The following is a 23,167-nucleotide window of genomic DNA, read 5'->3' as shown; positions in this document are numbered from 1 at the left end:
GACGACAGGGGAGGTAGGGGAAGCCGACATTCGGCACACAGGTTCCGCGGAGACGAACAGTAATCGAGGGGCCATAGATTACCCTGAAATCGCCCAAAAGGCAAAAAGACGTTTGCGCCGGGCGCGAACGGGTTGACCGCGGCCTATCTTGCTTCGTTATATTGAGTGCCCTGAGTGCCCTGCCCCGCAATGGTTTGCGCCCAAGTGAGGCGCAACCGCTTCGCCTGCTTGCGATCAATGGAGATCTTAGCCATGCCCGTTCATCTTGTATATCGTATTGTCTTTCGTCATCTGCAGCCCGCGTCCGCCGTGATGTTGGCCCTTGTCGTCATTCCCTTGCTCCTCTCTATCCGCGCAATCCCCCTGGCGGCTGCGCCGGCGCGCCAACCACACCTCGGCCTGGTGGCTGCCTATGCCTTCGATGAAGGCGCCGGCGCAACCACGGCCGACGCCAGCGGCCAGGGCCACATCGGCGCGCTGCTTGGCGCCACCTGGACGCCCAACGGGCACGCCGGCGCCGCGCTCAGCTTCGACGGCAACAACGACTGGGTGACCGTCGCGGACAGCCCGCTGCTCGATCTGACGACGGCCTTGACCCTGGAGGCGTGGACCTTTCCCACGCAGATTGACAACAGCGCCTGGCGCACGGTCATCTTCAAGGCCCAGCCAGGCGATCTGGTCTACGCTCTCTACGCCCATTCTGAACAGTATGGCACGGTCGCCGAAGGGCCGCGCGGCTACATCTATACCACCGGCGAGCGCAGCACGCCCCCCACCGCTTCACTGACGCCCAACGTCTGGGCTTTCCTGGCCATGACCTATGATGGCGCCACCCTGCGCCTGTTCGTCAACGGCGTGGAGACAAGCAGCGCGCCGGTCACAGGCAACCTGGTCACCTCCGACGGCCAACTGACCATCGGCGGCAATGCCATCTGGTCGGAGTGGTTCGCGGGTCGCCTGGACGACGTGCGCATCTACAACCGGGCGCTGAGCGCAGCCGAGATTGCGGCGGACATGCAGTTGCCTGTCGGTGATCTGCCAACGCCAACCCCCACGCCGACGCTGGCGCCCGCGTGCCGGGCCGATGTCAGTCATGATGGCATCGTCAATGTGCTCGACATTCAACTGGTCGCGGCCTGGTGGCTGCGCAGCGGCTTCCCGGCCACGGTGGACATCAATGGCGATGGCGTTGTGGATCTCATGGATGTCAGCCTGGCGGCTGACTTCTGGCGCCAGCTATGCAACGCGCCCTGGCCCACCCCCACGCCCACCGCGACCGTCACCCCGACTCAAACGCCGACGCCAACCGTGACCCCGACCCGAACGCCAACGCCGCCGCCGGCCACCTTCACGGCGCCGCTGCGCGTGTCGAACCCATCCACGGTTGCCCTTCAGGCGGCGCCGGTTACTTCCGGTGTACCGCTGCCAGTCGCGCTGTGGATAACCGACGCGGCCAGTCTGCGCGTGCTGGCCCCTTCCGGCCAGCCGATACCGGCCCAGTTCACGGTGCTGGCGCGTTGGGGCGGCGCGCCGGAGGACAGCGGCCAAGGTATCCGCTGGGTGTTGGTGGATTTCCAGGCTGACATGGCGCCGCAGAGCACCATGACCTACACCCTGACCACCGGCGGCGGCGGACTGATTGGCGCGCTCAGCCCGGCGCCGCTCGTACCGCCTGGCATCGTCCTGCCCGGCCAGGCCGCGCCCGCGCGGCGCGCGCCGGTCAGCGCCCCGGCCCGCGCACGCCACCCCGACCCGACCGCGCCGCTTTCCGCGCCGGCGATCATCATCACCCAAACCACGTCCGCCATCCTGGTGGACACCCAGGTAGCCCGTTTCCAACTGAATACCCAGGCGTTCAATCTCTTCGACCAAGTCTGGGTGGATCGCGACGGCGACGGCGCGGTGGACGATGCCCTGCTCAGCAGCAGCGAGGGGCCGGTCATCACCCAGGGCAGCGAGACATTTCGCGCTGCCCTGGGGCCGGTGGATGAGGCGGTCGTCGAACTGGCAGGGCCGTTGCACAGCGTGGTGCGGATTCGCGGCCGTCACGCCAACCTCAGCGGCGAACTCCTGCTGGCCTACACCGCGCGCCTGCACTTCTACGCCGGCGCGGGCGCCGTGCGCGTTTTCTACGGCGTCTGGAACGACCGCCCCCTGGCCAATAGCGGTCTTGGGCAGCCGGACATCATCGCGTTCGGGTCGCCCAACAGCATCGTCTTCGACGACCTTGCGCTCGAACTGACCCTGGCAGCCAGCGCGCCGCTGACCTACACCCTGGATCAGTGGCAAGGCGCGTTGACCACGACGGCCACCCTCTACCAGGATTCGTCCGGCGGGCCGCAGTGGCACCACCCCACGCTGGCCGGCGAAACGACGTTCCGCGGCTACTCGGCCACCGCCAACGGCAGCAGCTTGCACGGCCCCTGCAGTGAAGGCGCAGCCTCCGCCGATTGCCGCAGCCAGGGTTGGGCCGGCCTGGCCGCCGCCGACGGCGGTCTGGCGGTGGGCGTGCATCAGTTCTGGCAGAACTACCCCAAAGCGCTGCAGGTTGCGCAGGACGGACAGGTGCAGGTGGCGCTTTTCCCCAGCCAGGCCGCCATGCCCTTCGAGCTGCGCGTGGGCGAGCGCAAGACACACGAGATGCTCTTTCAGTTTTGGGGTGACGCGCCGGCCGCCCATCCACCGTTCGCTGTGGGCGACACGTCCGCGCTGCTGGCTTGGGCGCCGGCCCGTTGGTATGCCGATTCCGGTGCGTTGCTGCACCTGGAGCCGTTCGACCCGGCGCGTTTTGGCGCGTATGAAGGCTACAACGACGCCGCCATTCTCTACCCGGCCGCCAACTTCGACGTGCTGCACGAGGGGGTCAGCCCAACCGGCTGGACCTATCTGCCGCGGGCCGAGCAGTGGGGTTGGCGCAACGTGGGCGACACCGTGGCCGAAGATGAAACGAGCAGCGACTGGCCGCCGATCTTTCACAATCAACAGTACGACCATCCCTACTTCTTCCTCGCCCAGGCCTTGCGCACGCTCGACGCGCCCGACGCCGGGCTGCGTTGGCAACACTGGTGGGCATTGGCCACGGCCGGCGCGCGTCATCAGGCCGATATTGACATGGTGCATGGCTACTGCACCGGCCTGGACGCCGTCTGGATGTCACACCCGCTGTGCCTGGACAGCACAGGCCCGCCCTACGGCGTGGGCTGGGCGTGGGGCGCCCGCTTCACCAACCAGTGGCACGCCGACCCCTCACCCTATCTGCATCGCTACGCCTTGTTGGACTACTGGTCGGGCGGCATACGGGGCCTGCTCTGGTATTACTACCTGACCGGTGAAGGCGAAGCGCGCGATGCCTGGTTGGAGCTGGCCGAGAACGCGCGCTGGCGCCTGCAGAACAGCCCCTGCAACCCCGACTGCGGCCCCGGCTATGCCAACAACGATGTGTTGGATAACGTGCGCGGCCCCGCCTATGCGCTGGAGATCATGAGCGATGCCTATGCCGCCACCGCCAACCCGGCCTACCTGGACATGGCGCGCAAGGTCATCAGCGACACGACCCCCGCGCGCTATTTCTTTGGGCAGCCGGGTTTTACCATCAATTTCGGCCAGGCGCCCAGCGGCGATACGTTCAACCTGGCGTTTGGCACTATGCTGGTCAAGAGTGGTGGACATTACCTGGCCGTGCTCGAAGACGTTTGGCCTGCAGGATGCGGCCGCGGAGGCCTGGCTGCGTGATTACGCCGACCTGTTCGCCTCCGCCTGGAACCTGGGCGCGGCCGCGCCCTTCTGCGCGCGGTTGGGCGCCAACGGCGGCTGCGACATGGATGCTGCCGAGCTGGCGGCGCTGCCGGTGGCCGATGCGCTGGCCGGCGCGCTCTGGCAGACCAACCCGACGCCGGCTGAACGTGCCCGCTGGCAGGCTGTGGCCCTGGCCGCGTGGCAGGGCGGCGCTTCTTCGCCCTGGGGCGGTTATGCCGCGGCCACCTTCATGACCTCCAAGAGCCAGGCCCTGTACGGCATCCAGGGTCACGAGTTCATGCGCTATGCCATCACTCACGGCCTGCTGCCCTGAGTCGCAACGGCCCGCCTGGTTTTTAGCTCTGTTGCCGGGGTTTGTGCTATCATGCCAGCTATTCAAGTGGGTTGAGTATATGTGATGAAATTTGGCGAGAGTCATCTCCCATGAGCTGGCAAGAAGCTGTCTTCGGCGCGTTGGGTGATGTAGACAATGTCCTTGACCGCCTCAAATTCCGGCTGGATGAACGCCTGGGCCGGGCGCGCAGCCAGATTGTCGCGTTCAACGGCTATGGCTCGCGCGATCTGGTCACCCTCAAGGGCCTTGTCATTCAGGACAAGGGAGTGCAGCCGGGGAACGATCATGACACCCTCTGGCGCAACCTGGACAACATGTACCGCCGTTTTGCCAGCGTGGAGGTGCCAGGCGCCATCGTGCAGGCCATCATCGGCGGCGTGACGCAACAGGTGCGCGCCGACAGCAATGGCTACTTCGAGGTCAACATCATGCCGCAGGCGCCTCTGCCTGACCAGGCTTGGCATCCGGTGGCCCTGTCACTGCTGGAGCCAGCCAGCGCCCGGCCGCTGCAGGCCACCGGCCAGATTCTGATCCCGCCTGCATCTGCGGCCTTCGGCGTCATCAGCGACATTGATGACACCGTCGTCATCAGCGACACCTCCCACCTGCTACGCATGGCGCGGCTGGTCTTTTTGAGCAATGCGCGCTCGCGCCTGCCGTTTCCGGGGGTGGCCGCACTTTACCGGGCGCTGCACCGCGGCGTGGGCAGCCAGACCGGCAACCCGATCTTCTACGTTTCCAGCAGCCCCTGGAACCTGTACGACCTGCTCAGCGATTTCTTTGCCTTGCAGGACATCCCGGCCGGCCCCTTGTTCTTGCGCGAGTGGAGCGGGGCCGCGCAGGCAGGATTGCCCACGGAGCATCGGCGGCACAAACTGAGCGTGATCGCGCGCCTGCTGGCGCGCTACCCCACCCTGCCTTTTGTTCTATTGGGCGACAGCGGCCAGTCCGACCCCGAAATCTACACCGAGGCGGTGCTCCATTACCCTGGGCGACTGCGCGCGGTTTATATCCGCGATGTCAGCCATCGCGCCGAACGCACCGCCGCGATTGCCCTGTTGGCGCGCACGGTGGCCGCGGCCGGCAGCACGCTGCACCTGGCCGCGGACACCCTGTCCATCGCGCAGCACCTGGCGGCGCAAGGCTTGATTGCGGCCGAGGCCCTGGCGCCGGTGGCCGCGGACAAGGCGCAGGACGAAGCCCCGCCCGGCGACACGGAGCGCCTGCTCGACCTGGGAGAGGATTGACTTGAAGGATTGGCTTAAAAAGATTGGCTTGGAAGATTGGCTTGGAAGATTGGCTTGGAAGATTGGCTTGGAAGATTGGCTTGGAAGATTGGCTTGGAAGATTGGCTTGAATGAGGTTCAACGTGATGCAGATTGATTTGCTCGATCAGGCCCCCGTTCAACTGGCGCAGCCCGACCTCGCGGCGCTGCCCCTCGTGGAGAAGCAGGCGCGCCTGCTGGCGCAGTTGCGCGAACTTGGCTCAGCGTTGGTGGCCTATTCCGGCGGCGTTGACAGCGCACTCGTGCTGGCCGTGGCCGTGCAGACGCTCGGACGCGAACGTGTCCTGGCCGTCACCGCCGTCTCTCCCTCGTACCCATCCTGGGAATTGGAAGCGTGCGAGCGCTTTGCCGCGACCCTCGGCGCGCGCCATGAGATCATCGCCACGCACGAGATGGAAGACCCGAACTACGTGCGCAACAGCGCAGACCGCTGCTATTTCTGCAAGACCGAGCTGTACGACCTGCTCCTGCCTGTGGCGCAGGCGCACGGCCTGGCCGCGGTGCTCAACGGTCTCAACTGGGACGATTTGGGCGACCACCGTCCGGGCGCGCGCGCCGGCGTTGAGCATGGGATCATCAGCCCGTTGAAAGATGCCGGTTTGACCAAAGCCGACATCCGGGCCTGGGCGCAAACGCTGGGCCTGGTCGTGTGGGACAAACCGGCCCTGGCCTGCCTCTCCTCGCGCATCCCCTACGGCACGCCGGTCACCCTGGACACCCTGCGTCAGATTGACGCCGCCGAACGCCACGTGCGCGACCTGGGCTTGCGCCAGGTGCGCGTGCGCCATCATGGTACGCTGGCGCGCATCGAAGTCGCGCCGGAAGAACTGGACGCCGCTTTTGCCCTGCGCCAGCAGGTGGACGCGGGCGTGCGCGCGGCCGGCTACCTCTACGTGGCCCTCGATCTGCGCGGCTATCGCAGCGGCAGCCTCAACGAGGGCATAGCACATGCAGGTTGAACGCTTGACGGAACTGTTGCGGGCCGTGCAGGCCGGACAAACCTCGGTAGACGCTGCGCTGGACGTGCTGCGCGATCTGCCGTATGAAACGGTGGCCGATTACGCGCGACTCGATCATCACCGCAGCCTGCGCATCGGCCTGCCGGAGGTCATCTACGGCGCGGGTAAGACCCCGGAGCAGATTGCGCGCCTGCTGGAACGCCTGACGGCCGCGAACGGGTTGGCGGTGGCGACGCGCGTCAGCGCGGAGCAGGCGCAGGCTGTGCAGGCGCTCTTGCCGGCGGCGCTTTATCACGCCATGCCGCGCATCCTCACCCTGGGCATGGCGCCCGCGCTGCCGGCGGACGGGCCGTTCGTCGCGGTTGCCACCGCGGGCACCTCAGATTTGCCGGTTGCCACGGAAGCGGCGCTCCTACTCGAGCTGTGGGGCCGACGGGTGATCGCGATCAATGACATCGGCGTGGCCGGCATGCACCGGCTGCTGGCCCAGCGGGAGCTGTTGACGCAGGCCGCCGTGGTGATCGTGGTGGCCGGCATGGAAGGCGCGCTGGCCAGCGTGGTGGGCGGGCTGGTGGCGGCCCCGGTGATTGCCGTGCCGACCAGTGTGGGTTACGGCGCCAGTTTCGGCGGCCTGGCCGCGCTGCTGGCCATGCTCAACAGTTGTGCGCCAGGGGTAGCCGTGGTCAACATTGATAATGGTTTTGGCGCGGCCGCGCTGGCCATGCGCTTCCTGCGCTGAAATGCCCCCCTGATGCGATAGGTCATACTCTCCGGCGCGCTCGTGTGCGACAATGCGTTGTCTCTTGGTAAGCGTTCAGACCCTCACCCCCCGGCCCCCTCTCCCGACGACAGCAGTTCCGTCGTCGGGAGAGGGGGTAGGGTGAGGGCAAGTACGTTTTGTTTCCCAGGGGTAACCGACAAAGGAGCGCCATGAAAATACCCATCTTGATTTGCCTGGTTGCGATTTTGGCCGTGGTTGGCGTAGGGCTGCGCGCAACCAACTTCACGGCCTACCTCGGCAATGACCCGACGGCGTGCAACAATTGTCACGTCATGGGGACGGTGTACGAGGGCTGGTATCATTCGCGCCATCAGTCGGCCGCCACCTGCAACGACTGCCACACGCCCCATGCGTTGATTCCCAAATACGTTGTGAAAGCGCGTTCTGGCTTCAACCATGTGTCAGCCTTTGCCACCGGGCATATCCCAGATGCCATCCGGGCCGCGGAGGCGACGCGCGCGGTGGTGCAGGAGAACTGTATTCGCTGCCACAGCGAAACCGTTTCGCAGGTCGCCGATGGTCAGCCGGACGCGGGCCGCTACTGCTTCGATTGTCACCGCACCGTGCCGCATGGCGTGCGGGGCAATTCGCTTTATCAGTAGAGCCCGTGCGCGGCCAGGATCAACGAACTTGACTCCAGAAGGAGGATCACTTCATGCAAGGAAAACGAACCGTATGGCTGCTGACCGCCTTGGTGGTGGCGCTGGCCTCGACCCTGATCGGCGTTTTCGTGTTTCTGAACAATCAGCCCCTGCAGACGCGTGGCCCCCAGGCGCTCGTTGCCATTGCCCCGATGGAGCCGGACCCGCAGAAGTGGGAAGTGAACTTCCCGCATCAGTTCGATAGCTGGCTGCGGACGCAAGAGATGGCAAGAACTCCGTATGGCGGATCTGAGCCTGTCCAGAAGCTCGATGCTGACCCGCGCCTCAGGACGCTGTTCGCCGGCAACGCCTTCGCCACCGATTACAAGGAGGATCGCGGTCACTACTGGGCCTTGACCGATGTCATGCAGACGGGGCGCAATCCGACAGCCGGCGCCTGCATGTCGTGCAAGAGCGCCGACAACCCGCGTCTGTGGGCGGAATTGACGCCGGCCAGGTTCTATGCCGCGCCCTTTAGCGAGCTCAAGGCGTTGGTCGAGCAGCCCGTTGCCTGCGCCAACTGTCATGAGCCGAGCACCATGAAGCTGATCGTGACCAACCCGGCGCTGCGCGAGGCGCTGGCGGCCCAGGGCAAGGACCCGGATAAGCTCAGCCGCCAGGAGATGCGCAGCGTGGTGTGTGCCAACTGCCATGTCGAATACTACTTCGAGGGCGACGGCAAGTATCTGACCTTTCCGTGGACCAACGGCACGCGCATCGAGGAGATCGAGCAGTATTATGAGGATTTCAAGGTCAACGGCCAGCCGTTCAAGGACTGGACGCACGCGATCTCGGGCGCGCCCATGCTCAAGATGCAGCATCCTGAGTATGAGCTGTTCAGCGCGGAAAGCACGCATTACAAGGCCGGCGTGGCCTGCGCGGACTGTCACATGCCTTACCAGCGCGAGGGCGCAGTCAAGTATAGCTCACACTTCGTCGCCAGCCCGTTGAAATACGCGGAGCAGGCCTGCGGCGCGTGCCATACCGATGTCAGCTATGTGGTGGAGCGCGTGGCGAAAATTCAGAAGCAGGTCAACGACACGATGAGCCGCTCTGAAGACGCGCTGGTCGCCGCCATCCAGGCGATCACCGATACCGCCAAGCTGCCCGCGTTCGATGCTGGCGCGCTGGATGAAGCGCGCCTGCTGCACCGCAAGGCCCAGTTGCGCTGGGATTTCATTGCCGCGGAGAACAGCATGGGTTTCCATAATCCTGAAGAGGCGCTGCGCATCCTGGCCGATGCCATTGACTACGCACGCCAGGCCGAACTCAAAGCCCGCCTGGCCGAACAGGGCAACAGAGCCGCCGCGCTCAAGTGACGCCGCCTGTTGCCCGACCTTTTTCGGGCCGGACACGATGCAATTTGTCGTGAAGAGCACAAACACAGAACGCCAGCCTGATGCGCTGGCGTTCTGTGTGATTACTCTGGCTTTTGGGGCGCAGTCAGCAAATGCACGCGATCATGCCAGTTCGCCGAGCAGCCGCGCCAGTTCCGCACGCAGCCTGGCGTTCTCAGCCTCGAACTGTTGGCTGATCTCGAAATCGCTCAACAGCCGCTGGCCGCTGGCTACCGAGTAGAACTGCAAACGGTTCTGCTCATCCAGCGCCAGGCGCAGTCCGAGTCGCGGGCTGACGTACTCCGGCGACTCGCCTTCGGCGGGCAGAAAGGTCAGATCGCCCAGGCGCATCTCGCCGTTGTCTGGCTGCATTGGCACGAAGCCGTCGCCTGCGCGTTGGAATGCAGCCAGCGATGGTTTCAGGTAATCGCCCGTTGGATCGTAGAGATAATACTCCTCCACTCCCAACTGCGCGTACAGGCGCATCTTGTCCTTCATGTCCTCGCGCCGCGTGGACCTGGACGTCACCTCGAAAACCACCAGCGGCGCCTGACCTTCTTCCCACAGTTTGTAGGTGAGCCGCAGCCGCGGCTCCACATCCCACACCACGAAACAGTCAGGCGCCACCGATTTGCGCGGGTTGCCCTTTTCGTAGTAGATGAGCAAGTTGCCGCTGACGTAAACCTGCTGCCCTGCGAAAAAACGCTGCAGCAGTTGAATAATCCAGACCATAATTTCGCGGTGCAGATCAGATTCGGCCATCGGTTTGCCATCACTTTCCGGGTAAACTATCGTGTCCCTGGTCGCGGTCAGCGGCCACCGTTGCAAGATCGCCATGGTCATCTCATCTCATCTCATCTCATCACGCATGCCAGGGGGTGATCCATGCATCCATTGTAGCACAAGTTGCGGCGGGCGCAACAAAAAGCCGGATTCCACCTGGAAACCCGGCTTTCCTTGAGAATCCCGGCCTCTGGCAGAAGCCAATGCCAGCCTACTTCACACTGCCGATCGTCAGACCGCTGACGATGTACTTCTGCAGCATCAGGTAGACGACGGAAACCGGTGTCGCCACCAGCAACGCCATCGCGGCGAAGTTGGACCACGGCACCTGGCCTGAGTATTGGCCGGTCATGTTCCACAAGGCCATTGACAAGGTGAAGTTCGGGGCCTTGGTCAGGAACTGCCAGGACAGAGCGAACTCGGTCCATCCGCTCAGAAAACCCAGGAACGCAGTCACAGCCAGGGCCGGAGTTGCCAGCGGCAGGATGATCTTGAGGAAGGTCTGGTTGATGGTGGCGCCGTCTATGCGTGCAGCTTCTTCCAGGTCGCGCGGAATGGTGTCCAGGTAACCCTTCAGGTTCCAGATCGCAAACGGCAGCCCACCCGATATGCAAGCCAGGCCGACGCCATACAGCGAATCGCGCAGCGTGTCGCCGGGGCCAGTCCCAAGCTGGATCTTGTTGAGCAATACAAAGAGGGGCGCGATCGAGCCGATCGAAGGCATCATCAGCACCGTGAGCACGGCCAACATCAGGAACTTCTGGCCGCGAATCTTGAAGCGCGAGAAGACATAGGCCGCGCTCACACCGATCCCCACAGAAAAGAGCGAGACGCCCATCGCCAGCTTGAAGGAATTGAAGGCAAGTTGCGCGAAGGTGATGGGGTTGTTGGTCGGCTGGGCCATCACTCTGCGGTAGGCGTCCAACGACGCACCGGGCGGGATCAGGCGCAGCTCTGTGGGGCGGGCGAGGCCGCTGGGGTCAATCGAGAGGCTCACGATCCAGAGGATCGGAAAGAGCGTGATGAAGGTGATGAATAACAGAATCAACTGGCGGATCAATTGACTCCGATACGGCAAGTCCGGCTTGGGGAATCTCCTGCGAACGGGCTGACTCGGAAGCGGGTTTGCTGAAGTGGACATTAGATATCATACCTTTCTGTTGCTTTGGTCACGTAGTTCGTGGCCAGCGTCAGGATCAGCAACACGAAGAAGATGATCACACTAAAGGCTGCAGCGACACCATACAGGCGATTCTCGTTGACCAGGCGATAGGCCGTGGTGACGAGGATTTCGGTTCTGCGCAGGGGACCACCGCCGGATAGCAGGTAGATCAGGTTGAACAGGTTGAAAGTCGTGATCATGCCCAACACCGCGGCCGGGATGATCGCGGGGCGCAAGAGCGGCATGGTGATCTTGAAGAACTGCTGGCGCCCGGTCGCGCCATCAATCGAAGCCGCCTCGTACAGGTCACCGGGGATGCTCTGCAGCGCGCCGGTGGCCACGATCGTCATGAACGGCCAGCCCAGCCAGATATTGGCGATCAGGAGGGCAAAATAGGAGAGGGTCAGGGGAATACCGGCGATTGGATAGTTGACCTGATCGAGCCAGCGCGCGGCTACCGTGCTGCCGCCGAATAGATGGCTGACGCTGGTAAGCAACTGATTGATCGAGCCGTAGTCGGGGTCGAACATGTTGCGCCAGACCACGGCGACCACGAGCGAAGGGATGACGATGGGCAAGACGAAGATTGCGCGATAAAAGCGCTTGAACCAGAGGCCTTTGGTGTTCAACAACACGGCAATCAACACGCCTATGATGACGTGGAAGGGGACGTTAGTGAATGTCCAAACCAGATCAAAAGCGAGCACATTCCAGAAGCTGAAGTTGGCGATTGCAACCGGCAATTCGCCCGTGAAGATTTGGCGGTAGTTATCAAATCTTCCCCACGTACACTCGCCCTTCATGTTGGTGGTGCAGGCTTCGCTCAGGTTGGCTGGATTGGGCGCCACGGCATCTATGCGTAGATTCTTGATATTATAGTCTGTGGTGGACATCCAGACTTGGTAGAACAGGGGGTAGAAGGTGATCATACCCATCACCAGGAACGCGGGGAGCAGATACAACCAGGCGATGCGGGTCGTGGATGTGCGTATCCACCAGTTGGCGAAACCGCTGCGGGGCGTGGGCTGCTCTGTCATAGTAGCCATGAGGTGTTCCCTTTCAGATGAGAGAAGGCGCTACTAGGGCACGATGTAATTCCCTGAAATCCCCGGGGAGCGTCATCGAGGCGACGCTCCCCGGGGTTCATACCATATGGTTACTTACCGTTAGCCTTGTTCATGGTCGCGCAGGCTTCTGCCACCGCTTCCGCGGGCTTGAGCTGGCCTTCCATGACCTTGGTGACGGCATCACCGAACGGACCCCACCAGTTGCCGAATTCCTTGCTCTGCGGCCGCGGGAAGCCGGCGGCTGCTGCATCGGCGAAGGCCTTGACCAGCGGATCAGCCGCGGCCACGCCCTTGGCGACCATCGGGCTGCCGGCCACGTCCGCGTAAATCTGGGCGCCCTTGGGGCCAAAGATGTACAGCGCCGCGCCGACGGCCAACGCCTGCTGCTCAGGGGCGGAGTTCGGGTTGACGTGCCAGTAGTCCACACCAGCCAGCGGGGATGCCGGGCCACCGGGGCCAGCGGGCATCGGGGCAACGCCCAGCTTATCGCCGAGGTCCTTCTTGTAGTCGCCCAGCGTCCACGGGCCGTTGATGATCATGTCGGCCTGACCCTGGCGGAACAGCGTGTCGGCCTTGCCGCCGTCGGTCTGGAAGTCAGCGCCTGCGGCCTTCAGGTCGGCCATGAACTGCAGTGCGTCCGCGAAGCCGCCCGCGTCGGCCGTGCATTTGCCAGTGTCATCCATCAGCTTGCCGCCGAACGCACCGGTCAGCCAGCCGAAGTTGTGGTAGTTGTTCTGGTTGATCTCGATCTTCTTGCCAGCCTTGACCATCGCCAACAGCTCGGCGGTCGTGGCGGGCGGGGTGGGGATGGTGCTCTTGTTGTAGTAGAGCGCCACGGCCTTGATGATGCCGGGCACGCCGTAGACCTTGCCATCCACCTTGGCGCCGTCGAAGCTCGAGAGCGGGAAGGCGTCGGTCTTGCCCTTCAGCAGGTCGTCCAGCGGGGCAATGAGGCCGCCGCGGGCCTGGTTGCCGGTGTTGTCGTTGGGCACCGTGAACATGTCGGGGCCGCCGCCGGCTGCCACTTCCGTCTCCCACTTGTTGAAGACCTGGTCGAACGGAATCTGCAGCACATTGACCGTCAGGTCAGGTTGATCCTTCTTCAGCGACTCGAGCACCTGCGCCAGCGCCTTCTCTTCGGTGCTGCCGGTGCCGTAGGCATGCCACAAGGTGATCGTGCCGGCCAGCTTCTCAGCGGGCGCCGCGCCGGTTTCCTTACCGTTGGCCTTGTTCATGGTCGCGCAGGCTTCTGCCACCGCTTCCGCGGGCTTGAGCTGGCCTTCCATGACCTTGGTGACGGCATCACCGAACGGACCCCACCAGTTGCCGAATTCCTTGCTCTGCGGCCGCGGGAAACCGGCGGCTGCTGCATCGGCAAAGGCCTTGACCAGCGGATCAGCCGCGGCCACGCCCTTGGCGACCATCGGGCTGCCGGCCACGTCCGCGTAAATCTGGGCGCCCTTGGGGCCAAACAGATAGAGTGCGACATCCACGGCCAGCGCCTGCTGCGCAGGAGCGGAATTCGGGTTGATGTGCCAGTAGTCCACGCCAGCCAGCGGGGATGCCGGGCCACCGGGGCCAGCGGGCATCGGAGCAACGCCCAGCTTATCGCCGAGGTCCTTCTTGTAGTCGCCCAGCGTCCACGGGCCGTTGATGATCATGTCGGCCTGGCCCTGACGGAACAACGTGTCGGCCTTGCCGCCGTCGGTCTGGAAGTCAGCGCCTGCGGCCTTCAGGTCGGCCATGAACTGCAAGGCATCGGCGAAGCCGCCCTTGTCGGCCGTGCAGACGCCATCGGCGTCCATCAGCTTGCCGCCGAACGCGCCGGTCAGCCAGCCGAAGTTGTGGTAGTTGTTCTGATTGATTTCGATCTTCTTGCCGGCCTTGACCATCGCCAACAGCTCGGCGGTCGTGGCGGGCGGGGTGGGGATGGTGCTCTTGTTGTAGTAGAGCGCCACGGCCTTGATGATGCCGGGCACGCCGTACACCTTGCCATCAACGGCCGCGCCCTCGAAGCTGGCGGCCGGGAACGCGTCGGTCTTGCCCTTCAGCAGGTCGTCCAGCGGGGCAATGAGGCCGCCGCGCGCCTGGTTGCCGGTGTTGTCATTGGGCACGGTGAACATGTCGGGGCCGCCGCCGGCTGCCACTTCCGTCTCCCACTTGTTGAAGACCTGGTCGAACGGAATCTGCAGGACGTTGACTGTGACGCCGGGCATATCGGCCTTCATGGCTGCCAGGGCCTGGGTCAGCGCCTTCTCTTCGGCGCTACCGGTCCCGTAGGCGTGCCAGAGGGTCACAGTACCCGTGGGGCCTTCCGGGGCCTTGGTGGCTTCCGGGGCCTTAGTGGCTTCCGGAGCCTTAGTGGCTTCCGGGGCCTTAGTGGCTTCCGGGGCCTTGGTGGCTGCGGGCGCCGCGGTGGGCGTTGCAACACCGCCGCAGGCGCTCAGGATCATGCCTACTACCAGGAGCAGGGTGAACAATGCACTGAACTTACGTAACATACTTCTCCTCCGATTCAAAATGGGTTACAGGCAGAAAAACAGAACAAGCACAGATTGCGCAGAAAGCGTGATTGAAACGAGGACTTTTCAACTGCCTGGTTCAACGGCCTACGGGGAGGCCCTGTTCGGACACCGATCTGATTCTCGTTTCTTGCTGGCGGCATTCTTTCGTTCGAACCATCACCTCCTCAAAAAACGACGGAGACCGATGACATAAACGGCATCATGTGTGGCAGCGCGACAAGAATGTGGTTATGCGGGGAGCATTCTTGGGCTGCGCCTAAAGCAATTTTAGTATACCTTCAATCCAGCAACTTGTCAAGCGAAAATGTTTGACTTGTCAAAGACCTTACCAGGTCCGGCGGTTATTTCTTGTGGCGATAAACGATACGGCCACGCGTCAGATCATAGGGTGAAAGCTCAATACGCACTCGGTCGCCTAGCAGAACCCGGATATAGTATTTGCGCATCTTGCCCGACAGATAGGCGAGCACCCCGTGTCCGTTATCCATGACCACGCGAAACATGGTATTGGGCAAGGTTTCGGTGATCGTACCTTCGACGGTAATCTTATCTTCTTCGTCTTTTGACATTCGACTAATAACTCCTTCGATAACATACAGCAAAAAACCGGGTCGCAATCAGCACTATTGGTGTTAATTGACACAGCGCACCCTTGCGGTCGCCCACGCGGGCAGGCGCAAGGCCGTGCCCGCTCCCGGAGTGATAGATTGGCGGGTGGGTCGGGCGCCCAGCACATTCTATCACTCCGCGGGCGGTGCGTGATCTTCAGACCTGAACTCTCAGCTCGCGTTTGCGTACGGTACGTCGTGCCTTGCGAATGGCTTTTTGCTTCTTGATGCGCCTAAGCTCACTCTTTGGCGTGAACCAGCGTTTCTGGCGCACTGTGGGCAGGATACGTGCTTCAGCTACTGCCTTGCGGAAGCGTTTCAGCAGGTTATCCTGCGACTCACCGGGACGAAGTTGTACTGTCATGGTCTCACCTCCCTTCTCGAAGAGAACCGGTCATTCCCTGAGATGGACGCTGTCATTTATGTCTAATCAACAAGCGAATCGTTGTACTCTACTGCAAGCGGGGATAGACTTCACTTTTCCGCCTAAGGGGTCAGGCGCAATTCGTGCTCGCTTGCAGTATCATTCTCGATAAAAATGTTTTCGCCCGCCTGCTGCGCGTGGTTGTCATCCGCTGCTATCCAGTCGGTCACGGCGCGCCGCACACTCAACGCAATGCGTTGGCGGTCCGGCTCGATGCGCAGAATTTGCGCCGGCAGTTCCTGTCCCACCTGGACGGCTTCACGCGGGTGCCGGATGGGGCGATGTGATAGTTCCGACAGGTGAATCATACCCTCGACGCCGTTCTCGATTTCGGCAAAGGCGCCAAACTCCATCAGCTTGGTGATGCGCACGCTGACCACCTGCCCAGCGTGATAACGCTGTATGATCAGTTCCCAGGGGTTGGGCAACGCCCGGCGTCGGCTGAGGGCAATGCGTTGGCGATTCTCGTCCAGGCGCAGCACCATGACCTGCACCTTATCACCCACAGTGACCACATCGTGCGGGTTCTTGACCAGCTGCCAATCAAGCTCACTCAAATGGATCAGGCCATCCACACCGCCAATGTCAACAAAAACGCCAAAGGGGCGAATGGCCGTTACGCGGCCTTCGACAGTCTGTCCTGGCTGCAACAGATCCAACCGTGAGGCCCGGCGCTGTTCGCGCAGCTCTTGTTCGGCCAGGCGATGCGACAACACCAGGCGGTGCTGCTTGCGGTCAACCTCGATGATCTTGACAGGCAGCGTGTGCCCAACGTGACTGCTTAGGCGTTCCGCGCGTTCGGCTTCCGACGCGCGTCCGTAGTCGGCCAGATGCGATGCCGGCACAAAACCGCGAATGCTCTTGAAGGTCACGGTCAGACCACCCCGGTTATGGCCAACGACTTCCTGCTCAGTAATGGCGCCAGATTCCAGGAGTTCCTGCGCTTGCAACCAATCCTGTTCCTGCTGGGACAGGTAAACGGAGAGGATCAACTCCCCCGCCAGGTTGTGGGGATTGACCACAATCGCGGGCATCGTCGCACCCATCGTCAGCTTGGCGCGCGCCGCGGTGTCCAATTTGACCAGGTCACTGGCCGGGACGATGCCATCTTGTTTGGCGCCGACATCCAGGACCAGTTCCTTATCAGAGATGGCCACCACGATACCCTGCACCAAGTCGCCGTGCTGCGGCCGTAGATGGTTCTGCTTTTCACTGAGATAGGCCGCGAACAGGGTAGCGAAATCTTCTTCCTCGTGGATTGGTTTGTCGCTATCTCGCTTTTGCATTAGCTGGCTTCTCCAAAAAAAATCTCGACCAATCCTGTGTACCCTGGTCGAGATTCAACGTCATCAGCATTTCTGATGAATGTATTCTAAGTGTCATGCGACCTCACGGTTGAGCATTAGACAAAGATGTCGTTGACGGAATTCCTCCGCTGTCTGAGCAGCGAACCGACCAGGGGGCCAGGTTACTCTATGGCCACTCAGGGTGCGAGACAATCACGACGGCGTGTGATATACATCATTATCACCGTCATGCTGGCTTACCAGCACCCTGACCATTGATTGGCCGAAGCATATCATCGCGACCAGTCAACCCATCGCTCATTATACCAATGCGCGTCATGACTGTCAAACAGACAATCAAGCACAATTTCGTGCTTGTTATCGCTCTATGCTATAATCGCTTCGTGTTATGTTAATGTTTCACGTGAAACATTTGGACTCTCTTACAAAAAACTAATGCGGAGTTGCCACTTTGTCCATTCGCGCACATGAATCATCTCCTCAGCCCACACCGCCGGTGTCACCTGACCCAGCGCCGACCCTGTGCGACTATGAAGGCTCTGCTTATCGGGTTGAATTCTGGACCGGCGAGCGCGCGTTCGAAGATCAGGCCGAGCGCTTGGCCCTGCGCACGCTGCTTCCGCCGTCTGGCGCCCGCCTCGTGGAAATTGGGGCCGGCTTTGGGCGCCTGGCCGATCTCTACGCCGGTTACACCCAAGTGATCCTGGTGGAACCGGCGCTTTCGATGCTGCGCCAGGCCCAGGAGCGCCTGGGGCACGATGCGCGCTTCACCTTCGTGCGCAGCAGTGTCTATGACCTGCCGCTGCAGGATCAAACCCTCGATACGGTGGTGATGGTACGCGTGCTGCATCACCTGGTGGATGTGCCCCGCGCCTTGACCGAACTGCGACGTATCGTCAGGCCTGACGGCGCCTTTGTGCTGGAGTTCGCCAACAAGCGCAACCTCAAGTCTATGCTGCGCTTTGCCCTGCGCCGCCAGACCTGGAGCCCCTTTGCGCGTGAGCCGTATGAGTTTGTGCCGCTCAACTTCGATTTTCATCCGACGTGGGTCTCGCAACAGATGCAGCGGGCAGGCTTTGCGGTGCAGCGCGCAGTGGCCGTTTCGCACTTCCGCGCCGGCTTCTTCAAGCGCCATTGGTCGGCCGCACGCCTGGCCGCGCTCGATGGCCTGCTGCAACGCTACGCCAGCGCACTGAAGTTGGCTCCCAGCATCTTTGTGCAGGCGCAGGTTCCGCCAACCACGACGCCTGTCGCTGCCTCTGGCCTGTTTCGCTGCCCGGCCTGTCATGGCATTGACCTGGCGCCCGCCGTTGACTCGTTGACCTGCCCCGCGTGTGGTCAGGCCTGGCCACAGCGCGACGGCATCTACGACTTTATTCAATGAAGCAAAGAGCCGCCGCTGACGCTTGCTGCGCCAGCGGCGGCTGCATAACCTTTCCTACAGGGCTGGCGCACGACTGGCGATACGTGCTTTGACCAGGGCCATGAATTCGCTCGTCGGCATCCCGTCCTGGCGCGAACCATCGCGCCGGCGCAGAGAGACCGCGTCGTTCGCCATCTCTTGATCGCCCACCACCAGCATGTAGGGCACCTTCATGCCCTGCGCCTTGCGAATCTTGGCGTTCATGCGCTCGGAGCCGAGATCGGCCTCGGCACGCACCCCTTCGTCGCGCAGGCGCCGCACCAGGCTGAGCGTATAGTCGTTGTGATTATCCGTGATCGGGATCACGCGCACCTGTTCAGGCGCCAGCCAGACCGGGAAGTTGCCCGCGTAGTGCTCGATCAGGAAGCCGATCATGCGCTCGTGCGTACTGAGCGGCGCCCGGTGAATGACCAACGGTATCTCATCTTCGCCGTTCTGGTTGATGAACTTCAGATCGAAGCGTTCGGGCTGCGCAAAGTCCACCTGGTTCGTCGGCAGCGTGAATTCACGGCCAATCGCGCTCCAGACCTGCACGTCAATTTTCGGGCCGTAGAACGCGGCTTCGTCCGGCACCTCGTCGAAGGGCACGCCGCCGTTGCGCATGGCGTTGCGCACCATCTCCTCCGTCTTCAGCCACAGGCGTTCGTTGTCAATGTACTTCTTGCCCAGCCCCTTCGCGTGGTGCGTGCTCAGGCGCATGACATACTTATCGATCCCAAAGATGTCGAAGTATTGCCGGTACATCGCAATCACGCCCATGAATTCCTGCTCGAACTGCGCCTCTGGTACGTAGATGTGCGCGTCGTTCATCTGCATCGAGCGCACCCGCATCAACCCGAAAAGCTCGCCGCTCTTTTCATAGCGATAGCAGGTGCCATATTCAGCCAGTCGCAGGGGCAGGTCGCGGTAGCTGCGCGGCTTGGCCGCAAAGATCTTGTGGTGCATCGGGCAGTTCATCGGCTTGACGTAATAGCGGACGCCTTCCAACTCCATCGGCGGATACATGCTCTCCGCGTAGTAGGGCAGGTGTCCGCTGCGCACATAGAGCGATTCCTTGGCCAGATGGGGCGTGCGCACCCGCTCATAGCCGGCCTTCATCTCCATCTCTTTGGCCAGCCGCTCCAGTTCTTCGATCAGCACCCCGCCGCGCGGCAGCCACAGGGGCAGCCCTGGCCCCACCTCGTCGTCGAAGGTGAAGATTTCCAGTTCCTTGCCCAACTTGCGATGATCGCGCTTCTTGGCCTCTTCCAGCATCTGCAGATGCTGGTTCAGTTCGTTCTTGTTGCGCCAGGCCGTGCCGTAGATGCGCTGCAGCATCGCGTTGTGTTCGTCCCCGCGCCAATACGCGCCGGCCACGCTCATCAGCTTGAAGGCATCGGCCGGAATTTGCCCCGTATGCTCGACATGCGGCCCGCGGCACAGGTCCTCGAACACATCGTGCCTGTAGGTGCTGATGACCTGCGCTTCGTCCGTCTCGTTGCCGTACTCATCCACGCCGCCCTGCGCCAGGCCCGCGATCAGCTCCAACTTGTAGGGCTGCTGGTTGAACAGCGCGGCCGCCTCGTCTGCGCTGACCTCGCGCCGCATGAAGGTGTGGCGCCCGCCGATGATCTGGCGCATGCGCTTTTCGATCACCTCCAGGTCTTCGGGCGTCAGGCCACGCGGCAGCTCGAAGTCATAGTAAAAGCCATCCTCGATGGGCGGGCCGATGGCAATGCGGGCCTGCCCGGGGAACATCTCCATCACCGCCTGCGCCATCACGTGCGCGGCCGAATGGCGAATCTTGTACAGATCGTTCTTTTCAAGTTGACTTGAGGCCTTCTTCTCCTTCTTCTCCTTCTTTTCCTTCTTCTCCTTCTTCTCCTTCTTCCTCTACCTCTTCGATGCCATTTCTTGCTACCGAATGTTCGCTGCCCAGGGGGCCGCAGTCGTTATGGCACAACAAAAAGCCTCTCGTCGTTGGGACGAGAGGCTCGCGGTTCCACCCAGGTTGAAATGCAACGCCAAGCGGCGTGGACATTTCCACTCTTTGGCCGCTAACGGAGCCAACCGGAATCCCTTACTGCCGGCAAAGCCAGGTTCAGGTATTCACTCCCAGGTGGTTTTCAACGCGGCGCTCACGACAGGGGCTTGCAGCCCATGACCCCTGCTCTCTGGCGTGACATCACGCGTCTACTCGTCCTGATCATCACTTTCTGTTATTCACGTGCGGCGATTCTAGCACACCCCGTGCGCCGCGTCAATTCGCTGCCGCGGACAAACCGCCCACAAAATAGCGAGCGCTATGACCGGCGCTGCACCTGGCTGGACACCAGATGCAGCGCCGGTCTGACGCCCAGATTGATAGCGGCAACCTTGCTAGGCTGCCGGCCGTGAACTGAGCATGACGGTCAGCTTGAATTGGCTGTCCCCGCGCGCCACGGTTAACTCCAACGACTGCCCGGCGCGGTATTGCAGGAGCACCTGTGGCAAGGGATGCTGGTCATCAATCGTCTGCCCGCCCAGCGCCACGATGGCATCGCCCACCTTCAGCCCAGCCTGCGCACTGGGGCCATTGGCCACCACCTGCTGAACGTACGCCCCCTGCACCACCGACAAGCCCGATTCGCTCGCCAGTTGTGGATTGAGCGGCTCGAAGGTGATGCCCAGGTAGGGCCGCACCACGCGGCCGTTGCTGATCAACTGCTCGGCCACCACGCGCACCGTGTTGCTGGGAATCGAAAAGCCCAGGCCCTCGGCCGCGTCAGTGCCGCTGCCACGGACCACGGCCACGTTGATGCCGATGATTTCACCGGCCAGGTTGATGAGCGGCCCGCCCGAATTGCCATGATTGATGGCCGCGTCGGTCTGCAGCAAACCGTCCAGATCACCCAGGCGCCGGTTGTGCGCACTGAGGACGCCCGCGGTCACCGTGTTGCGAAATCCGCCCAACGCGCTGCCGATGGCCGCAACCCGGCTGCCCGGCGCCACCGCGCCCGAATCACCGAGCACCGCAACCGCCGGCGCCTTATCGGCAACCTTGAGGATCGCCAGATCGAATTCGGCCGCGGCGCCCACCAGTTCGGCGGTCACCCGGCTGCCATCGGCGTAAATGATCTCGAAGCGGCTACCGCCCTCCACCACGTGATTGTTGGTGACCAGATAGCCGTCCGCACGGATGAAGACACCCGAACCGGAGGAACCATCATTGACGATGACCGTTACGGTGGCCGGCGTGACTCGGCTTACAGCCAACACAAGCGGATCGGCGCCAGTGGCGGGCGTCGCCGGCGCCAGCGTTGGCAAACCCGCGCTGGGCTGCGCCGGCAACGCGTCAGCCGCCGGCGCGTTGATGAACGAAGCCTGCACGGGCGTCGTTGGCGCGGGCGTCAGCCAAGCATAGGTCAAGGCGCCAACGGCCGCGCCGGAGGCAAAAATGACCATAATCACGAGAAAAAGGCCGATCACGACCAGCGCGCGCCGCTGCAAACGCGGACCTGGGGTTGTCTCATTCATGTGCTTTGACTCTCCATTTTCAAGATGGCGACAGTCTAGCATGGCACTGTTAGCACCTCATGAGTTTTCTGTTAAAATTTCGTTATGAAAGCCTCTTTGCACGCAAACGCTGTGGCCTCTTTTTGGCTAATCGTCGCGACATAGGTAGAATCGGCGCCATGGACTCAACCTCATTGTCCGTTCTCACGCATGCGCAGCTTGACCCCGCTGCCTGGGACGCCTTCGTGGCAAGCCATGCGCACGGCCATGTGCTGCAGACCCAGCGCTGGGGCGATCTCAAGGCGCGCGTCGGCTGGCAGGCCGAACGCGTGGCGCTGACGTTGGGTGGCGCCATGGTGGCCGGTGCGCAGATTCTTTATCGCCGCACGCCGTGGGGACAGCCCTTTGCCTATGTGCCCAAAGGCCCGGTGATGGATTGGGAGCAGCCGGCCCTGGGCGCCGCCTTGTTCAAGGCCATCGAGCAGTGCGCTCGCCGGCGTCACAGCTACCTGCTCAAGGTGGAGCCGGACCTGCCCGATAGCCAGGTGATGGCGCGACGCCTGGCCGACTACGGTTTTGCCGCGTCCGCGCAGACAGTGCAGCCGCGCAGCACCGTGCATCTTGATCTGACCGCCGGCTTGGACGAAATCCTGGCGCGCATGAAGCAGAAGTGGCGCTACAACATCCGCCTGGCCGGCCGCAAAGGGGTGACGGTGCGCGCCGGCACGCGGGCCGATCTGCCGGCCTTTCAGCGCCTCATGCAAACCACCGGGGCGCGGGACCATTTCGGCGTCCATAGCCAGGCTTATTACGCGGAGGCCTTCGATCTTTTCACACCGCCGGGCCTGGCGAGCTGGCTTTTGGCTGAATATCATGGCGAATTGCTGGCCGGCATCGTCGTTTTTACCCTGGAGCGCACGGCCTGGTATCTGTGGGGCGCGTCTGGCGATAGTCAGCGCAACCTGATGCCCAATCATGCCCTGCAATGGGCAGCCATCGAATGGGCTAAGGCGCGCGGCTGCACGGTGTACGACCTGTGGGGAATTCCCGACGAAGTGGGCGCCGGTCAGATCAGCGCAGAGGACGAGGCCGACGGCGCCACCGATGCAGGGGCGCAAGGCGGTCTGTGGGGCGTCTGGCGCTTCAAGCAGGGGTTTGGCGGCCAGGTGGTGCGCTATGTCGGTGCATGGGACAAGGTGCTCTCGCGTCCCGGCCTCTGGCTGTACCGGCTGGCCGCGGAGATCAAGCGCCGCGCAGTGCCTTTGCCCGGCGGCGCGTGAAGATGAGATGCTTGAGTTGA

18 protein-coding genes, 1 pseudogene and 1 other annotated feature are annotated in these 23,167 nt (G+C 62.6%); of the genes and pseudogenes, 9 read left to right on the top strand and 10 right to left on the bottom strand.

Annotated features, from left to right (window positions below):
* The first annotated feature begins 252 nt into the window (after positions 1 to 252).
* From IPM84_11935 to IPM84_11905, 7 genes are all read left to right on the top strand, one after another.
* Positions 253 to 3,732 (top strand): hypothetical protein, encoded by a 3,480-nt coding sequence (locus IPM84_11935; protein MBK9093459.1) that lies wholly within the window; start codon positions 253 to 255, stop codon positions 3,730 to 3,732.
* Positions 3,662 to 4,069 carry a hypothetical protein gene (locus IPM84_11930; protein MBK9093458.1) on the top strand — a complete coding sequence of 136 codons (408 nt, stop codon included), beginning with the start codon at positions 3,662 to 3,664 and terminating at the stop codon, positions 4,067 to 4,069. Before IPM84_11935 ends, IPM84_11930 begins: the two co-directional genes overlap by 71 nt.
* A gap of 110 nt (positions 4,070 to 4,179) precedes the next feature.
* Positions 4,180 to 5,337 (top strand): DUF2183 domain-containing protein, encoded by a 1,158-nt coding sequence (locus IPM84_11925; GenBank protein ID MBK9093457.1) that lies wholly within the window; start codon positions 4,180 to 4,182, stop codon positions 5,335 to 5,337.
* Between the two features lie 125 nt (positions 5,338 to 5,462).
* Positions 5,463 to 6,335 (top strand): ATP-dependent sacrificial sulfur transferase LarE, encoded by an 873-nt coding sequence (gene larE / locus IPM84_11920; GenBank protein MBK9093456.1) that lies wholly within the window; start codon positions 5,463 to 5,465, stop codon positions 6,333 to 6,335.
* Positions 6,325 to 7,074 carry a nickel pincer cofactor biosynthesis protein LarB gene (gene larB / locus IPM84_11915; GenBank protein ID MBK9093455.1) on the top strand — a complete coding sequence of 250 codons (750 nt, stop codon included), beginning with the start codon at positions 6,325 to 6,327 and terminating at the stop codon, positions 7,072 to 7,074. Before larE ends, larB begins: the two co-directional genes overlap by 11 nt.
* Positions 7,075 to 7,265: 191 nt before the next feature.
* Entirely contained in the window at positions 7,266 to 7,718 is a 453-nt protein-coding gene (gene nrfH / locus IPM84_11910) for a cytochrome c nitrite reductase small subunit (protein MBK9093454.1), read from the top strand.
* A gap of 53 nt (positions 7,719 to 7,771) precedes the next feature.
* Positions 7,772 to 9,076 (top strand): ammonia-forming cytochrome c nitrite reductase subunit c552, encoded by a 1,305-nt coding sequence (locus IPM84_11905; protein MBK9093453.1) that lies wholly within the window; start codon positions 7,772 to 7,774, stop codon positions 9,074 to 9,076.
* 141 nt (positions 9,077 to 9,217) lie between these two features.
* Here the strand turns inward: IPM84_11905 and IPM84_11900 are convergent, their stop codons facing one another.
* The 7 genes from IPM84_11900 to IPM84_11870 form a co-directional block, all read right to left on the bottom strand.
* On the bottom strand, positions 9,218 to 9,931 hold the full coding sequence (locus tag IPM84_11900; protein MBK9093452.1) for a Uma2 family endonuclease: 714 nt from the start codon (positions 9,929 to 9,931) through the stop codon (positions 9,218 to 9,220).
* Between the two features lie 157 nt (positions 9,932 to 10,088).
* Complete coding sequence (locus IPM84_11895) at positions 10,089 to 11,018, bottom strand: ABC transporter permease subunit (protein ID MBK9093451.1); 930 nt, start codon at positions 11,016 to 11,018, stop codon at positions 10,089 to 10,091.
* Entirely contained in the window at positions 11,018 to 12,085 is a 1,068-nt protein-coding gene (locus IPM84_11890) for a sugar ABC transporter permease (protein ID MBK9093450.1), read from the bottom strand. The genes IPM84_11895 and IPM84_11890 overlap by 1 nt, the downstream gene beginning before the upstream one ends.
* A gap of 110 nt (positions 12,086 to 12,195) precedes the next feature.
* Positions 12,196 to 14,607: an extracellular solute-binding protein gene (locus IPM84_11885; protein MBK9093449.1), complete on the bottom strand. Its 2,412-nt coding sequence runs from the start codon at positions 14,605 to 14,607 to the stop codon at positions 12,196 to 12,198.
* 365 nt (positions 14,608 to 14,972) lie between these two features.
* Positions 14,973 to 15,200 (bottom strand): translation initiation factor IF-1, encoded by a 228-nt coding sequence (infA, locus tag IPM84_11880; GenBank protein ID MBK9093448.1) that lies wholly within the window; start codon positions 15,198 to 15,200, stop codon positions 14,973 to 14,975.
* A 196-nt stretch (positions 15,201 to 15,396) separates the two neighbouring features.
* Entirely contained in the window at positions 15,397 to 15,603 is a 207-nt protein-coding gene (rpsU, locus tag IPM84_11875; protein MBK9093447.1) for a 30S ribosomal protein S21, read from the bottom strand.
* Positions 15,604 to 15,725: 122 nt separating this feature from the next.
* Complete coding sequence (locus IPM84_11870) at positions 15,726 to 16,949, bottom strand: 30S ribosomal protein S1 (protein MBK9093446.1); 1,224 nt, start codon at positions 16,947 to 16,949, stop codon at positions 15,726 to 15,728.
* Between the two features lie 472 nt (positions 16,950 to 17,421).
* Here IPM84_11870 and IPM84_11865 point away from each other — a divergent pair, with 472 nt between their 5' ends.
* Positions 17,422 to 18,354 (top strand): methyltransferase domain-containing protein, encoded by a 933-nt coding sequence (locus IPM84_11865; GenBank protein MBK9093445.1) that lies wholly within the window; start codon positions 17,422 to 17,424, stop codon positions 18,352 to 18,354.
* A gap of 54 nt (positions 18,355 to 18,408) precedes the next feature.
* Here the strand turns inward: IPM84_11865 and IPM84_11860 are convergent.
* The 3 genes and pseudogenes from IPM84_11860 to IPM84_11850 all read right to left on the bottom strand — a co-directional run bounded on the left by IPM84_11860 (position 18,409) and on the right by IPM84_11850 (position 21,888).
* Positions 18,409 to 20,196, bottom strand: a pseudogene (locus IPM84_11860) (threonine--tRNA ligase).
* The gene (locus IPM84_11855; GenBank protein MBK9093444.1) at positions 20,195 to 20,338 is read right to left on the bottom strand and encodes a hypothetical protein; all 144 of its coding nucleotides are present in this window, start codon (positions 20,336 to 20,338) and stop codon (positions 20,195 to 20,197) included. The pseudogene IPM84_11860 and the gene IPM84_11855 overlap by 2 nt, the downstream one beginning before the upstream one ends.
* 12 nt (positions 20,339 to 20,350) lie before the next feature.
* Positions 20,351 to 20,591: a binding site (T-box leader), on the bottom strand.
* Between the two features lie 160 nt (positions 20,592 to 20,751).
* Positions 20,752 to 21,888, bottom strand: coding sequence for a trypsin-like peptidase domain-containing protein (locus tag IPM84_11850; GenBank protein MBK9093443.1), 1,137 nt, complete (start codon positions 21,886 to 21,888; stop codon positions 20,752 to 20,754).
* Positions 21,889 to 22,046: 158 nt separating this feature from the next.
* On the opposite strand from IPM84_11850, the gene IPM84_11845 reads away from it, so the two are divergent.
* Positions 22,047 to 23,147, top strand: coding sequence for a peptidoglycan bridge formation glycyltransferase FemA/FemB family protein (locus IPM84_11845; GenBank protein ID MBK9093442.1), 1,101 nt, complete (start codon positions 22,047 to 22,049; stop codon positions 23,145 to 23,147).
* Positions 23,148 to 23,167 lie beyond the last annotated feature (20 nt).

Source organism: Candidatus Amarolinea dominans, assembly GCA_016719785.1.
GTDB classification, from domain to species: Bacteria; Chloroflexota; Anaerolineae; order SSC4; family Amarolineaceae; genus Amarolinea; species Amarolinea dominans.
This window is presented reverse-complemented; position numbering and strand designations above follow the sequence as displayed.

What these genes read in the sequence shown, in the direction of transcription:
- IPM84_11870 (MBK9093446.1), bottom strand. Translation starts at nt 16,949, where the DNA reads ATGCAAAAGCGAGATAGCGACAAACCAATCCACGAGGAAGAAGATTTC.
- IPM84_11850 (MBK9093443.1), bottom strand. Translation starts at nt 21,888, where the DNA reads ATGAATGAGACAACCCCAGGTCCGCGTTTGCAGCGGCGCGCGCTGGTC.
- larE (MBK9093456.1), top strand. Translation starts at nt 5,463, where the DNA reads ATGCAGATTGATTTGCTCGATCAGGCCCCCGTTCAACTGGCGCAGCCC.
- IPM84_11900 (MBK9093452.1), bottom strand. Translation starts at nt 9,931, where the DNA reads ATGGCGATCTTGCAACGGTGGCCGCTGACCGCGACCAGGGACACGATA.
- IPM84_11905 (MBK9093453.1), top strand. Translation starts at nt 7,772, where the DNA reads ATGCAAGGAAAACGAACCGTATGGCTGCTGACCGCCTTGGTGGTGGCG.
- IPM84_11890 (MBK9093450.1), bottom strand. Translation starts at nt 12,085, where the DNA reads ATGGCTACTATGACAGAGCAGCCCACGCCCCGCAGCGGTTTCGCCAAC.
- larB (MBK9093455.1), top strand. Translation starts at nt 6,325, where the DNA reads ATGCAGGTTGAACGCTTGACGGAACTGTTGCGGGCCGTGCAGGCCGGA.
- IPM84_11935 (MBK9093459.1), top strand. Translation starts at nt 253, where the DNA reads ATGCCCGTTCATCTTGTATATCGTATTGTCTTTCGTCATCTGCAGCCC.
- IPM84_11845 (MBK9093442.1), top strand. Translation starts at nt 22,047, where the DNA reads ATGGACTCAACCTCATTGTCCGTTCTCACGCATGCGCAGCTTGACCCC.
- IPM84_11895 (MBK9093451.1), bottom strand. Translation starts at nt 11,018, where the DNA reads ATGTCCACTTCAGCAAACCCGCTTCCGAGTCAGCCCGTTCGCAGGAGA.
- IPM84_11885 (MBK9093449.1), bottom strand. Translation starts at nt 14,607, where the DNA reads ATGTTACGTAAGTTCAGTGCATTGTTCACCCTGCTCCTGGTAGTAGGC.
- rpsU (MBK9093447.1), bottom strand. Translation starts at nt 15,603, where the DNA reads ATGACAGTACAACTTCGTCCCGGTGAGTCGCAGGATAACCTGCTGAAA.
- IPM84_11925 (MBK9093457.1), top strand. Translation starts at nt 4,180, where the DNA reads ATGAGCTGGCAAGAAGCTGTCTTCGGCGCGTTGGGTGATGTAGACAAT.
- infA (MBK9093448.1), bottom strand. Translation starts at nt 15,200, where the DNA reads ATGTCAAAAGACGAAGAAGATAAGATTACCGTCGAAGGTACGATCACC.
- nrfH (MBK9093454.1), top strand. Translation starts at nt 7,266, where the DNA reads ATGAAAATACCCATCTTGATTTGCCTGGTTGCGATTTTGGCCGTGGTT.